Source organism: Maricaulis sp., assembly GCF_030149425.1.
GTDB lineage: Bacteria > Pseudomonadota > Alphaproteobacteria > Caulobacterales > Maricaulaceae > Maricaulis.
In genome coordinates this window covers 1-13,773 of record NZ_JASBRQ010000064.1, presented here as the reverse complement: position 1 = coordinate 13,773, position 13,773 = coordinate 1, and the positions used below count along the sequence as shown (strand labels likewise).

General features: G+C 62.2%; 10 protein-coding genes. 3 read left to right on the top strand and 7 right to left on the bottom strand.

Annotated elements, in window-relative coordinates:
• Positions 1–60: 60 nt before the first annotated feature.
• Positions 61–2,502 carry a prolyl oligopeptidase family serine peptidase gene (locus Q1V57_RS11065; protein WP_300530605.1) on the bottom strand — a complete coding sequence of 814 codons (2,442 nt, stop codon included), beginning with the start codon at positions 2,500–2,502 and terminating at the stop codon, positions 61–63.
• An 82-nt stretch (positions 2,503–2,584) separates the two neighbouring features.
• Positions 2,585–3,793 carry an acyltransferase gene (locus Q1V57_RS11060; RefSeq protein ID WP_300530602.1) on the bottom strand — a complete coding sequence of 403 codons (1,209 nt, stop codon included), beginning with the start codon at positions 3,791–3,793 and terminating at the stop codon, positions 2,585–2,587.
• A gap of 179 nt (positions 3,794–3,972) precedes the next feature.
• Between Q1V57_RS11060 and Q1V57_RS11055 the strand changes: the two genes are divergently transcribed.
• Complete coding sequence (locus tag Q1V57_RS11055) at positions 3,973–4,818, top strand: LytTR family DNA-binding domain-containing protein (protein ID WP_300530599.1); 846 nt, start codon at positions 3,973–3,975, stop codon at positions 4,816–4,818.
• Between the two features lie 83 nt (positions 4,819–4,901).
• On the opposite strand, the gene pnp is transcribed toward Q1V57_RS11055, so the two are convergent.
• The 3 genes from pnp to truB are packed head-to-tail and all read right to left on the bottom strand — an operon-like array spanning position 4,902 to position 8,319.
• Positions 4,902–7,034: a polyribonucleotide nucleotidyltransferase gene (gene pnp / locus Q1V57_RS11050; protein WP_300530596.1), complete on the bottom strand. Its 2,133-nt coding sequence runs from the start codon at positions 7,032–7,034 to the stop codon at positions 4,902–4,904.
• A gap of 29 nt (positions 7,035–7,063) precedes the next feature.
• A complete protein-coding gene (rpsO, locus tag Q1V57_RS11045) occupies positions 7,064–7,333 on the bottom strand; it encodes a 30S ribosomal protein S15 (RefSeq protein WP_300530594.1) in 270 nt (89 codons plus the stop codon).
• A gap of 29 nt (positions 7,334–7,362) precedes the next feature.
• Positions 7,363–8,319: a tRNA pseudouridine(55) synthase TruB gene (gene truB / locus Q1V57_RS11040; RefSeq protein ID WP_300530592.1), complete on the bottom strand. Its 957-nt coding sequence runs from the start codon at positions 8,317–8,319 to the stop codon at positions 7,363–7,365.
• 152 nt (positions 8,320–8,471) lie between these two features.
• Here truB and Q1V57_RS11035 point away from each other — a divergent pair, with 152 nt between their 5' ends.
• Positions 8,472–9,812 carry a serine hydrolase domain-containing protein gene (locus tag Q1V57_RS11035; protein ID WP_300530589.1) on the top strand — a complete coding sequence of 447 codons (1,341 nt, stop codon included), beginning with the start codon at positions 8,472–8,474 and terminating at the stop codon, positions 9,810–9,812.
• Here Q1V57_RS11035 and rbfA read toward each other — a convergent pair.
• A complete protein-coding gene (gene rbfA / locus Q1V57_RS11030; RefSeq protein ID WP_366145139.1) occupies positions 9,809–10,213 on the bottom strand; it encodes a 30S ribosome-binding factor RbfA in 405 nt (134 codons plus the stop codon). The two genes, Q1V57_RS11035 and rbfA, sit on opposite strands and share 4 nt — an antisense overlap.
• 189 nt (positions 10,214–10,402) lie before the next feature.
• On the opposite strand from rbfA, the gene Q1V57_RS11025 reads away from it, so the two are divergent.
• A complete protein-coding gene (locus Q1V57_RS11025; protein ID WP_300530584.1) occupies positions 10,403–10,912 on the top strand; it encodes a nuclear transport factor 2 family protein in 510 nt (169 codons plus the stop codon).
• A gap of 190 nt (positions 10,913–11,102) precedes the next feature.
• On the opposite strand, the gene infB is transcribed toward Q1V57_RS11025, so the two are convergent.
• Complete coding sequence (infB, locus tag Q1V57_RS11020; RefSeq protein ID WP_300530581.1) at positions 11,103–13,694, bottom strand: translation initiation factor IF-2; 2,592 nt, start codon at positions 13,692–13,694, stop codon at positions 11,103–11,105.
• Positions 13,695–13,773: the final 79 nt, after the last annotated feature.

The window sequence follows — 13,773 nt, the reverse complement described above, 5'->3', positions numbered from 1 at the left end:
CCCCGCCGGAGCCATTCTCCGGCGGGGTTTTCTTTTGGGTATTGAAAGGGCGGGTTTATTCTACTCCATCGCCGCTTCAGACGGGGCGCGCGGATCCTCCTCCGGCTTCACCCAGCGATCGAGCCAGTCGATGCTTTCCGCCAGAACATGGAGCACGCTCTCACGCGCCCGGTAGCCATGGCTCTCATAGGGCAGCATGACCAGGCGCGCGGTGCCCGCATTGCCTTTCACAGCGGCATACATGCGCTCCGACTGCATCGGGAATGTGCCGGAATTGTTGTCGATCTGACCATGGATCATGAGCATGGGCTCATTGATGTTGTCGGCATGCATGAAGGGCGAAAGCTCGAAATAGACATCCGGCGCCTGCCAGAAGGTACGTCGCTCGGCCTGGAAGCCGAACGGGGTCAGGGTGCGGTTGTAAGCCCCTGAGCGGGCGATGCCTGCGCGGAAGATATCGCTGGCTGCGAGCAGGTGGGCGGTCATGAAGGCCCCATAGGAGTGACCGGCAATCGCCAGACGCTCGCCATCACCAAAGCCCATCTCAACGGACACATCACGCGCCGCTTCGGCCGACAGTACGAGCTGTTCGATGAAGCTGTCATTCACCGTTTCCGGATCATCACCCACGATCGGCATGGTGGCGTTTTCCAGCAAGGCATAGCCCTGGGTCACCAGGAAGCGCGGGCTGGTGCCGGCAACGCGGGTGAACATATAGGGCGAGCCCCGCACCTGACCGGCGGTGGCCGCATCATTGAACTCACGCGGATAAGCCCAGACGAGGACCGGCAGCGTGTCACCTTCCTCATAGTCCGCCGGCAGATAAAGCGTGGCGGAGAGCGGTACACCATCCTCACGCTCATAGGTGATCAACTGGCGCGAGATATCGTTGAGCTGCGGGTGCGGATTGGCGAAATTCGTCACCGGCTCGACCTCGCCACCACTGTGATGGCGGACATTCGGCGGCGTCACCGGATCCTGCCAGGAGGTCAGGAAGCTGGAGCCATCCGAGGAGGTCAGACCAATGACTTCCTCATAATTCTCACCGCTATTGCGCCAGATCTCTTCGGTTTCAAGCGTCTCGAAATTCATCCGCGACAGGAAGGGGCGGTCGCCGTCCGGCGTCGCACCGTCACCGGCGAAGAAGACATAACCATCCTCAACCCCGATCACCGACTGGCCTAACTCATTGCGCACGCGCAACGGGTCGCCCGGATCGGCATAGGCATTCTGGATATTGCGCTCTTCGGCAAGCCGCGGCTCGGCATCCGGATTGTCGAAATCAACGATCCACTGGCGCACGACGCGGGTGTCACGATCATACTCGACGGCGATCCCGATGCCCGGCTCGGAGGTGAAATCAGCGCCATAATAGCGATCCTCGGTACGCAGGATCTCGACCGGCTCACCATCGAACGGAGCTGCCAGCGCCCAGACGCTGTCGCGCTCATCAGCCTCGACGCGCGGGTCGCCGCCATCGAGCGCTTCAGCCCAGGTCAGGCGGGCCGCGTGAGACGCTTGCCAGCCCACGCTACGGCGACCGGTGATAACGCCACCGATCGGTACATTGTCAGCCAGCGGCTGGGTCGCGATTTCAGCGACCTCATTCCCGTCCATGTCGAGAACGGCCGTACGGTCGGGGAAGCGCGACCAGGGCACGACATAGGAGAAGGGTTCCACCATCTCGCCGATGAGAATGTAGTCACCGCCCGGGGCCGGTTCAGCGGAATAATACAGACCCGGCTCGCCGATCTCGCGGATACGGCGTCCATTGACCGGGACAATGGCCAGCTGGGAGCTGGCCAGCCAGCTGAACAGGGCCGCATCGGCCTCGTCCTTGAGCAAGTCCTGATAGGTCCGAACCGGCGCTTCATAACCGGAAGCCTCCTGGATCACCGGTCCAGCCGGTACGCGCGGGCGCTCCGGCATGGCGCCACGATCCGGGTCAACCAGGGTGACGAGCAGGTTCTCACCATCCGGCATCCACTCAAACGGGGTGAAGACCGCATTGATGCCGGCGTCCACCAGCTCGCGCGCCCGGGCCCGCTCGACATCGACAACCCAGAGGCTGAGCTGGTCATTGCGGGTCATGACAAAAGCGATATGCGAGCCATCAGCAGACCAGGAGATATTGGAAATCCCGCCATCGGGCAGACGGACATCCTGTTCCTCGCCGCTTTCCAGATCCATGATGCTGAGCCCGACGATCGAACGCGGACCATGGCGGCCATTGGTCGCCGCATCCAGGCGCATGCCGGCGAGGCGCTCCATCGGCCGTGCCATTTCCGCGACCGGCGGCAGGCTTTCGCGGTGCATCAGGAGGAGGGTGTCGCGCGCCGGAGACAGTGATGTATACGGCGAAGGCGCCGCATCGACGATGTCGACGATATCCTGCGGCGGCAAACGATAGCCGTCCTGAGCCGAAACGGGCACGGATACGGCCAGCCCCAAAGCGACGGCGCCGGACACAAGCCAGGCGCCGGTCTTGGCGGTCAAATTCATGAGATACTCCCCTTACGACGCCCGCGTGCCGGACGAAATTGCGCGCCAGAATAGCGGGCTTGGCCGCAAGGGGAAGCTCAACTCATGCAGCCTGTACACGCGCCTTGGGCGCGTCGCGTTTCCACTTCAACCCCATGACCGGGCGAAGTATCGGGATACGCTTGATGATCTCATATCCCAGCGCACAACCGCCGAAGGTGATCATTACGAGAATGAAAAATTCCGTCCATACACCGAGGCCCAGACCATTGAGCCAATAGCCCGCCGCAACTGTGATCGTCTGGTGCAGGATATAGTAGGGAAAGACCGCCTCGGTGAGATAGCGGCGCACCGGACCGTCGGTATTGAGAAAGCGCCGCGCCAGACCGATGAGGGTCAGGATGATGGACCAGGTAAACACCACACGATCAATCCGCGCGATCCAGAGCAGGGTTTCATTGGTGGCGACATTGTCCCAGTCCAGATAGCACCAGAGCAGGAAAGCGAGCGAGGACAGCGTCACGGCGGCGACGATGGGGAAGAGTTTGTCGACGGCGCGCCAGACCCCCTCATTCTTGGCCATGAAATAACCCAGCAACACCATGGTCAGGGATTGGGCGTGATTGGCCCAGTCACCAACCAGGTCATGCGTCGTCGGGAAGGACGGGACCAGGCTGAAGCGGATCGCCATCAGCGGCACCAGCGGCAGCAAAAGCAGGCCGAGCGATGTCAGCGGATTGCGCGCCAGGATGCGCCCGAAGGCTTGCAGCGGACGGCTATCGGCCAGCACCCTCAGGAGCGGCACCAGCGGCGCCAGAAACAGGGAATAGACAAACAGGTAGACGACATACCAAAGATGGTTCCAGGTCGGCGTATGGACCGGCCATGGCCCGCCCCATTCTCCGGCATAGCGCTGATAAAAAGCCGCAAACCCGGCTTCAATCTCCCCCGCCGTGCGCAGCTCGACATAGGTCTGCGGTGCCACGATCACATACATGCCGAACAGGATGACCGGGAATAGCCGCCAGCTCCGGTCCGCTGCGAACCGGGCACTGCCGAGCTTGTCGGAGAGAAAGCGGATGGCCACGCCGGAGACAAAGAACAGGAGTGGCAGGCGCCAGGGGCTGGAGAGCCACATGAAAGGCTCCATCGCATCATTGGCGTTGAGGCTTTTGGCGTGCCACCCCTCCGTGTTGAAGAACATGCCGATGTGATAGAAAATCAGCAGGCCAAAGGCGATGATCCGCAACCAATCAAGATCATGGCGACGGGTAAAGACGGCGCTGGGATTAACTTCGGTTCCGCTACTCATTTCGGGCTCCATGCTAGACAGCTGCAGCATCGGCGCAAGCCGGGCCAGGCCCCAGCTCAACGGGAGCGGATGCGGCCCGGCGGGATGTCCGGCTGCAGTGCAGGGATGAGCGGCGGCCCGTAGGGACAAGCGGCAAAGCGCAGACTTGCGCCGCTTCGCCGCTTGGGCATGATCGCGGCATGAGCCATCGCCAGATTGATCGTGAAACCCGCGCCGAGCGCACCATCGCCCGCGGCGCCATGGCGACCATCGCCACCCTCATGGTCGCCAATTACATCGTCAACTCGACCTCGATCCAGATGGAGGCCGATCGGGTCGGACGGGAAATCGACGCACTCCAGCCCTGGTTCATCGAGGGCACAAGCATGGCCCTGATCCTGGCCCTGATGCCGGCCCTGGTATTTCTCGAGCGCCGCTACCCGCTGGTTACCGGCAGCTGGAAATCCGCACTGCCATATCATGCTGCGGGGGTGATGGCCTTCACCCTGATCCATGTCGGATTGATGGGGGTGCTGCGCGAAAGTCTGCATCCGGTGCTGTTCGACCGGCCCTATGTCTTCTTCAACAATCCGCTCGAAGTCTTCCTCTACGAGCTGCGCAAGGACGCCCTGACCTATTCGGTCCAGATCCTGACCCTGTCCGGCTTCCGCATGGTCGAATGGGCACGCATGGACGCCGAGGCCGCGCGCGAGGAGGCCCGGCGCACCCACCGCCTGACCCTGAAATGCGGCGGCCGCACCGTGCTGGTCGAGGCCGAGGCCTTCCAGACCGCCAAGGCGGCCGGCAATTATGTCGAGCTGACCCTGGCCAGCGGCGAACAACTGGCCCGCATGACCCTGGCCGAGCTCGAGCGGCAATTGCGCGAAGCCGGAATAGATGCCGTCCGCGTCCACCGCTCCTGGCTGGTCAATCGCAGCCTGATCACCGAGATCACACCAACGGGCGAGGGCGATGTCACCGTCACGCTCTCATCGGGAGCCTCGATACCCGGAAGCCGCCGCTATCGCGACCGCCTCGTGGCCTGAGCGCGCAATTTCTCAGCAGCAAAAGAAAAGCCCCGCCAGCGTGAGCCGGCGGGGCTTTGATCTTCCAGGAATGAACCTGAAGCTTACGCCTCGGCTTCCTCTTCCTTCTTGACCTCTTCGCCAGTTTCCTGGTCGACGACTTTCATCGACAGGCGAACCTTGCCGCGATCGTCGAAGCCGAGGAGTTTGACGTAGACTTCATCGCCTTCAGAGACGACGTCAGACGGGTGCTTCACGCGCTCATTCTTCATCTGAGAGACGTGCACGAGGCCGTCTTTCGGACCGAAGAAGTTCACGAAGGCGCCGAAGTCCATGACTTTGACCACCTTGCCCTTGTAGATCACGCCTTCTTCCGGCTCAGCCGTCAGACTGTGGATCCAGTCGCGGGCCGCTTTGATCGAAGCCGCATCGGAAGATGCGATCTTGATCACGCCGTCATCATTGACGTCGAGCTTGGCACCGGTGGTTTCGACGATCTCACGGATCACCTTGCCGCCGGAACCGATCACGTCACGGATCTTGTCGACCGGGATCTGCATGGTCTCGATACGCGGTGCGAACTCGCCGAGTTCCTCACGCGCCGTGTCGAGTGCCTTGGCCATCTCATCGAGGATGTGCATCCGGCCACCCTTGGCCTGCTCGAGAGCAGTTTCCATGATGTCCTTGGTGATGCCCGCGATCTTGATGTCCATCTGCAGCGAGGTGACGCCTTCCGACGTACCTGCGACCTTGAAGTCCATGTCGCCGAGATGATCCTCGTCACCGAGGATGTCGGACAGAACGGCAACGCCATCGGGATCCTTGATCAGGCCCATGGCGATACCGGACACCGGACGGGTGATCGGCACACCGGCATCCATCATCGCCAGGGAGGCACCGCAAACCGTCGCCATGGAAGACGAACCGTTGGACTCGGTGATCTCGGAGACGAGACGGATGGTGTAGGGGAAGTCTTCCGCACCCGGGATAACGGCGCGAACCGCACGCCAGGCCAGCTTGCCGTGGCCGATTTCGCGGCGGCCCGGAGCCAGACGGAAGGAGGTCTCACCGACGGAGTAGGGCGGGAAGTTGTAATGGAGCATGAAGCGCTCCTTATACGTTCCCGTCAGATCGTCGATGAACTGCTCGTCTTCACCGGTGCCGAGCGTGGCCACGACCATGCCCTGGGTTTCACCACGGGTGAACAGAGCCGAACCGTGCGTCCGCGGCAGGATGCCGGCCTCGGCAACGATCGAGCGAACCTGATCGAGCGAGCGGCCATCAATGCGCTTGCCGGTCTTGATGATGCCACCGCGAACGACGGAAGCTTCAACCGACTTGAGCACGTCCTTCAGCACCGTCTCTTCGATGCCGTCCGGATTTTCTTCGGTCTGCAGCAGAGCTGCGACAGCCTTTTCCTTCGCCGCACCGACCGCTGCGTAACGCTCGGTCTTTTCGGTGATGGTGTAGGCCTGGGCGATTTCGTCACCGACGAGCTCGCGAACCTTGGCTTCCTCGGCAGAGTGATCGGCCGGCTGGTAATCCCACGGCTCTTTCGCAGCTTTTTCCGCCAGGCGGATGATGGCGTCGAGCACCGGCTGGAATGCCTCGTGACCAGCGACGACAGCGCCGAGCATGACGTCCTCGGACAGCTCTTTAGCTTCCGATTCCACCATCATCACAGCGTCTTGCGTACCAGCAACAACGAGGTCCAGAGCGCTTTCCGGCATCTCGTCGACCTGCGGGTTGATGACGTATTCGCCATCGATATAGCCGACGCGGGCGGCGCCGATCGGGCCCATGAAGGGCAGGCCGGACAGGCACAGAGCCGCCGAAGCGCCAATCATGCCGACAATGTCCGGATCGTTTTCCATGTCATGCGACAGGACAGTGATCATCACCTGGACTTCGTTCTTGAAGCCCTTGACGAACAGCGGACGGATCGGACGGTCGATCAGACGCGAGGTCAGCGTCTCTTTCTCGGTCGGACGCCCTTCACGCTTGAAAAAACCGCCAGGAATCTTACCGGCGGCGAAGTATTTCTCTTGATAGTTGACGGTCAGCGGGAAGAAATCTGCACCCGGCTTGACCTGCTTGACGCCAACGGCGGTGGCGAGAACCGTAGTCTCGCCATAGGTCACCATGACCGCGCCGTCTGCCTGCCGGGCGACCCGCCCGGTTTCGAGAGTAAGCGGGCGTCCCGCCCACTCAATCGTTTCTTTCTGGATATCGAACATATCGTCTTTCGTACGGATAATGTCGCGGATTAACGGCGCAGACCGAGCTTCTCGATCAGAGCCTTGTAGCGCGCCTCATCCTTCTTCTTCACATAGTCGAGAAGACGGCGGCGCTGGGAGACCATTTTAAGAAGGCCGCGACGGGAGTGGTTGTCCTTCTTGTGGGTCTTGAAGTGTTCGGTGAGGTTGGCAATCCGCTCAGAGAGGATTGCGACCTGGACTTCCGGCGAACCGGTATCGGCATTGCCACGGGCATGCTCGGAAATGAGTGCGCTCTTGCGCTCAGGCGTAATCGACATCGTGTGCTCCTGTATGTCGTATCGCCCCTTTACGGGGTCATGTTAAAAACACGCGAGGGCTGGAACTTTCCGGCCTTCGCATCGCCCAACGCCACTGCCTCTCCACTGCATTCCGCCAGAACCAGAAAGGTGCAATCCTTGCCCGCTATGGTGAGCGGACGCCGTTGCTCCTTGAGCTCTTGCGCTAGACGCGGGAGCAGGACGATCGAGCGACCCTGCTTCAATTGGAAGGATTCCTCCTCGGACACGGCCAGCACCGGGATGTCGTCCAGTGCGGTCTGTACCGGGAGCAGAGCTTCCGAAGCGGCGCCCTTATGCGCCATTTCTTTCAAGACGTCCAGCTTTGTGGATTCTGATTCCTCAAACGTGCCGACGAGGGTACGGCGCAGCTCTGCAATATGGCCCTCCGTTCCCAACGCATGAGCGATATCGCGTGCCAGTGAACGAACATAGACACCCTTGCCGCAACGCATCTCGAAACGGGCATGATCGGCGTCCGGACAATCGATCAGTTCCAGGCTGTCGATATAGACGCGGCGCGCTTCCAGCTCGACCGTTTCGCCGTCACGGGCCAGGTCATAGGCACGCTCACCATCGACCTTGATAGCCGAGAATGCCGGCGGGATCTGGTCGATTTCGCCCGTGAACTCCGCCAGCACAGCCGTGATCTCCGCCGCTGCCGGGCGATGATCCGAGCGCGCCACAACATCGCCTTCGCGGTCGAGCGTGTCGGTGCGCGTGCCCCAGGCGATGCTGAAACGGTAGACTTTCTCACCGTCCATGGCGAAGGGCACGGTCTTGGTGGCGTCCCCCAGCGCAATGGGCAGGATACCGGTCGCCAACGGATCCAGCGTGCCGGCATGACCGGCCTTCTTAGCATTGAACAGGCGCCGGACCGCAGAAACGGCCTGGGTCGATGTCATGTCCAGCGGTTTGTCGAGAACGATCCAACCATGGATGTTCTCGCCCTTGCGGCGTCGTGCCATATCTCACTCCTCTGGCTCCGGGGATCGGACCCGGTCGCGGGAAAGCGGGCGTCCTAAGCCAAGCACAGGCCGGGCGCAAGAGCGCGGATGCACGCTATTGTCTGCGTTCCGATTTCATACTTGAATTCAGTCCCAATCCGGAGCTCCGCCCCATGCGCCACGCCTTGATCCTGGTCAGCCTGATACTGGTTCTACCGTTCGCCGCGCTGGCGCAGACGCCGGACTATACCGCCAGGCTGGAACGCCAGTTCGGGCCACTGGCCGAAACCCGGGATTTCTCCGGCGTGATCGGTGTCCGCCGCGGCGAGGAATTGCTGGCCTTTGTCCGTCTGGGATATGGCGATTGGGAAAATCAGCAGGCTTTTGACACCGCTGCGCGCTTTGATGCCGGGCCGCTCAGCGCCCTGCTGGTGCAGGCCGTCATCCAGGAGCTGGCAGACGATGGCGCGCTGAACCTGGATGCCCCGGTGCAGACCTACCTGCATGAACTGGAGGGGCAGGCCGCTGTAACGGTGCGCGACCTCGTTCACCACCGGTCCGGTTTGACCGCCGAACTTGCGTGGGACGCGTTACGCAGCTTGCGGACGGACGATATCGTCGCCTGGGTGCGCGATCACGCCACGCTGCAAGACGGACCGCATGAGGCCATGGCCTCTGAGCTCAATCACGCCCTGCTGGTCGCCATCGCCGAACGGGCCGGCCGGGGCCGTTTTGAGACCCTGGCAGCCCTACACGTCCTCTCTCCCGCCGGGCTCAATGACAGCTATCTGGTGCGCGGCCGTATTGAAACCGCCCTGCCGGTCTACCGCCCGGGCCCGCCACCGCTGGAACTGGTGCGCCAGCCCGGTGCACCGGCCCGGCCCGGATCCGGCGGCCTGGTCAGCAGTGTCGATGATTTGCTCGCCCTCGGCCGTGCCGTGGCAAGCCGGGAGATTGATCTGTTCAACGATGATGGCTCGTTGCGGCCGCCGGCCCGGCTGTGGCGCTATGGTGAGCACACGCTGTATGTGATCGGGTCCGAGCTGGCGATGATCCTGATCGTTCCGTCGCAGGAGCTGGTGATCGCCTATGCGGGCAATATCAACAGCTATCCGGCCGCTGAAATGCTGCCGCTTCTCGCCACTGCGATCCTTGATCCAGCTCTGCAGCCGCCTGCACCTCGTCCGGCAAGCGTGGCCTTATCGGGTCAGATTGATGCAGCCGGACGCTATTTGTCGCCCGATCTGGGCCCATTACAGCTGCAGGCTGGCACGCTTGGCATGGACGTGATGATCGAAGCGACCGGAGAGCGTCAGTTTCTCACACCGTCCGGTGAAGACCGCCTGCTATGGCGCCACTTCAATACCGAGCTGAGCCTGATCCGCGATGAGCTGGGGCAGGTCACCCGCCTGGAGGCAGTGCGCCGCCCCCTGAGCCGGGGCGAAGAACGTTTTGCCATCGAACGGCTGGACTTGCCTGAACCGGCATCAGACGACGGCTCCGTCCCGGGCTAGTCGTCCTCGCCGTCCAGGTCCTGCTGCACTCCTGGTCGCGCCAGCAATTGGTCGACCTGGCTGGCGGTGTCGAAGCTGTTATCGGCGTGGAAGTGGAGTTCCGGCGTGAATTTCATGTCAATTTCGCGCCCCAGGCGGCCGCGCAAGAAGCCGGCGCTCTTGTTCAGTGCGGAGGCAAGCGCCTTGGCATCACCACCGCCCAGAGGCGCGACATAAACCTTGGCGCTGCGCAGATCCGGGCTCGGCCGCACTTCCGTGACCGAGATCATGACGCTTTCCAGCGCCGGATCGCGAAACCCTTCCCGGGCGAGAATATCGACCAGGGCATGCCGGACCAGCTCGCCCGCGCGCAATTGCCGCTGCGAGGGTCCTTTGCTCTCATTGAAGCGCTTGGAGCCCATATCGATACCTTCCATGCAACAGGGCGCGCGGGTGTACGCCCTCATCCGGTCCGTGGCAAGTGCGCCAGAGGATCTGATTTCGTCCCACCAGCCCATCCTGTTCGTCACAAAGCCTTGTCCGGGCACTTTTTTTATGGCGTCCGAGCGGATTATCCCTGTAGGTGAATTTCATCCACCCAGGGCTGATCCATGTCTGACCTTCATTCAATTTCCGCTGCCGTTCTTGCCGGCTTCCTGCTCGCAACGCCGGTACTGGCGCAAGACGCGGATGCGGACATTGCCCGCGCCTATCTCGACGCCTACTCCGCGCTCGACACTGAGCGCATGGGGGAGTTGCTGGCCAATGAGGCCATTTTCTCCGATCGCGGCAGCTTCACCATTGAGGGCGGGCCCTATCACTACGAGGGCCGCGACGCGATCCTCGCCGCCATAGCCGGTTTTCGCGATGATAACGGTCTGACCGAGATCGCCTATGACATCGCCATGCAGCACGAGGCCTCCGGCCAGGCCGTCTACGCCGCTGAAGTGGAAGCGCGCTGGGCACGGCCTGATGGCGGTTTCACGGTTTGGACCGGCAATGTCGTGACGTCTGTACGGATCGAGAACGGCAAGGTCATCGAACACCTGGACATGCCCGATTATCGCGGCGGCCGCATGTCCTACCAAGCGGATATGGAGACGCCCAACGGCACTCCATGAGGAACAGGGTCGCACTCGACCATTTACCAGCCCGAGCACTCCGGTGGGGTGCGATCCTGAACCTCGTCTATCAGCAGACTGCCTGCGGAATGTCCCCCCTCAAGACGCCCTTGGCTTGAGTAAATCGCAGGTATGAAAAGGGCGGCCCGATAGCATCCGGCCGCCCTTACTTTTTCGTATCAAGCCGGGATTAGTCTTCCAGCTTGCGAGCCACCTCGACGACATCGAAACACTCAATGAGGTCGCCCTTCTGGATATCGTCATAGTTCTCGAAAGCCATGCCACATTCGGTGCCGGCACGCACTTCGGGAACCTCGTCCTTGAAGCGCTTGAGCGTTTTCAGCTCGCCTTCATGGATCACCGTATCGTCGCGCAGCAGGCGTACGCCACAACCACGTTTCACGACACCTTCGGTCACGCGGCAACCGCCGACCTTGCCGACCTTGGTGATATTGAAGACTTCCAGGATCTCGGCGTAACCGATGAAGTCCTCGCGCTTTTCGGGTGCCAGCATGCCTTCCATCGTGCCACGGACATCGTCAATGACGTCGTAGATCACCGAGTAGTAGCGGATCTCCACGCCCTCGGACTCTGCCAGTTCACGCGCCTGTTTATTGGCACGGACGTTAAAGGCGAAGATCGGAGCGCCGGAAGATTTGGCCAACAGGACGTCACTCTCATTCACGCCGCCAGGAGCCGAGTGAATAACGCGGGCACGGACTTCGTCATTGCCGATTTTCTCAAGCGATTGCTTGATCGCTTCGGCCGAGCCCTGCACGTCAGACTTCACCAGGATCGGCATTTCCTGAACCTGGTCCTGTTTCAGACGCGCCATCATCTGCTCGAGCGACGCACCCGGTCCGGAAACCACGCCCGACGCATCGCGCTGCTTGCGCTGACGGTATTCGGCAATCTCGCGGGCGCGGGCTTCGCTATCGACAACAGCAAAGACTTCACCCGGTTCCGGCGCACCGTCGAGGCCGAGAATCTCGGCCGGGATGGACGGGCCGGCTTCGGTCAGTTGCTGGCCGCGCTCATTGGTCAGAGCCCGCACCTTGCCCCACTGCGAGCCGGCAACGACGATATCGCCGCGCTGCAGCGTGCCGCGGCGCACGAGAACGGTCGCAACCGGACCACGGCCCTTATCGACCTGGCTCTCGATAACGACGCCTTCGGCGGCGCGGTCAGCATTGGCCTTGAGGTCGAGCAGTTCGGACTGCAGCGTGATCGCTTCCGTCAGCTCTTCTAGACCCATGCGCTTGAGTGCGGATACGTTGACCGCCTGGGTTTCACCAGACATCGCTTCAACGATGATCTCGTGCTGCAGCAGGTCGGTCAGCACCCGGTTCGGATCGCTGCCTTCCTTGTCGCACTTGTTCACCGCCACGATGATTGGCGTTCCGGCCGCCTTGGCGTGATTAATCGCCTCGATCGTCTGCGGCATGACGGAGTCGTCGGCTGCGACAACGAGAATGACGATGTCGGTCGCTTCCGCACCGCGCGAACGCATGGCGGAGAAAGCGGCGTGACCCGGGGTATCGAGGAAGGTGATCTTCTCGCCGGACTTCAGCTGCACCTGGTAGGCACCAATATGCTGGGTGATGCCACCGGCCTCGCCGGACGCCACGTCCGTTGAACGCAGGGCATCAAGCAGCGAGGTCTTGCCGTGATCGACATGGCCCATGACCGCGACGACCGGCGCGCGCGAGACCTTGGTCTCTTCGGCATCGTCCTCGGCGATGAAACCTTCCTCGACATCAGCCTCGGAGACGCGTTTGACGATATGGCCGAATTCCTCGACCACCAGCTCGGCAGTGTCGGCATCCAGGATATCGTTCTGACGCACCATCTGACCCTGCTTCATCAGCAGTTTGATAACGTCGACGGCGCGTTCAGCCATACGGTTGGCCAGATCGGAAACGCTGATCGCTTCCGGCACGATGACTTCACGCTGGATCTTGTCGGAACCGGTTCCGGTGTCCTGGCGGCGCTGCTTTTCGCGCTCACGCGCACGACGCACGGAGGCCAGCGAACGCTGCCGCTCCTCGTCACCATCGAGAATATTCTGGATCGTCAGCTTGCCGCGGCGGCGGGTATCGGTTTTCGCGCGCTGCTGCTGCTTGGCTGCGCCGGCGGCATCGCCACCGGGCCGCTTGGACTTGATCCGGCCACCCAGGGCTTCCAGCGCATTGGCCGGTTCGGCCGGCGGCGTCGGAGCGCTTTCGCGGCGGCCCTGCGGCTTGTCACCGGCAGGCTTGCGACGCGGCTCGTCATCACGCTTGTTACGGCGCGCTTCTTCAGCGGCGCGGGCAGCTTCGGCCTCTGCCTTGACGCGCGCTTCTTCAGCGGCAGCGCGGGCAACGGCTTCCTCGGCTTCGCGCTTTTCACGCTCACGCTTTTCTTCCAGCGCGCGCTTTTCTTCCTCAGCCCGGCGCACACGGTCGGCTTCCGCCTTCTTCTTTTCCGCATCGCGCTCGGCGGCCTCGGCTCGCGCGCGGGCAATCGCCCGCTGGCGGGCCAGCAGTTCTTCTTCGGACAGACCGAGCTGACGCGCCTTCGCGGCCAGGGTCGACTCGCCCGCCTTGGCTTTGCCGGCAGGTGCCTTGCCCTTGGCTGCGGGAGCCGCCTCCTTGCCCGGTGCAGCGACCCGCTTACGCTTGGTCTCGACCACAACCGCCTTGGAGCGGCCGCGCGCAAAGCTCTGCTGCACGGTTCCAGATCCGGAACGGTTCAGCGAAAGCGGCCGGCGGCCAGAGGGCTTATTATCGTCTGCGTCGCTCATACGAGCCTTCCAATTCGGCTTTCGTTTCACGTTTCCCCGCGGTAGCCGATCACCACGAAGCCGCACTCTTCAGTCGCAG

Excerpts from the sequence above, each read along its gene's own strand:
- Q1V57_RS11065 (WP_300530605.1), bottom strand. The coding sequence starts at position 2,502 with ATGAATTTGACCGCCAAGACCGGCGCCTGGCTTGTGTCCGGCGCCGTC.
- Q1V57_RS11060 (WP_300530602.1), bottom strand. The coding sequence starts at position 3,793 with ATGAGTAGCGGAACCGAAGTTAATCCCAGCGCCGTCTTTACCCGTCGC.
- Q1V57_RS11055 (WP_300530599.1), top strand. The coding sequence starts at position 3,973 with ATGAGCCATCGCCAGATTGATCGTGAAACCCGCGCCGAGCGCACCATC.
- pnp (WP_300530596.1), bottom strand. The coding sequence starts at position 7,034 with ATGTTCGATATCCAGAAAGAAACGATTGAGTGGGCGGGACGCCCGCTT.
- rpsO (WP_300530594.1), bottom strand. The coding sequence starts at position 7,333 with ATGTCGATTACGCCTGAGCGCAAGAGCGCACTCATTTCCGAGCATGCC.
- truB (WP_300530592.1), bottom strand. The coding sequence starts at position 8,319 with ATGGCACGACGCCGCAAGGGCGAGAACATCCATGGTTGGATCGTTCTC.
- Q1V57_RS11035 (WP_300530589.1), top strand. The coding sequence starts at position 8,472 with ATGCGCCACGCCTTGATCCTGGTCAGCCTGATACTGGTTCTACCGTTC.
- rbfA (WP_366145139.1), bottom strand. The coding sequence starts at position 10,213 with ATGGGCTCCAAGCGCTTCAATGAGAGCAAAGGACCCTCGCAGCGGCAA.
- Q1V57_RS11025 (WP_300530584.1), top strand. The coding sequence starts at position 10,403 with ATGTCTGACCTTCATTCAATTTCCGCTGCCGTTCTTGCCGGCTTCCTG.
- infB (WP_300530581.1), bottom strand. The coding sequence starts at position 13,694 with ATGAGCGACGCAGACGATAATAAGCCCTCTGGCCGCCGGCCGCTTTCG.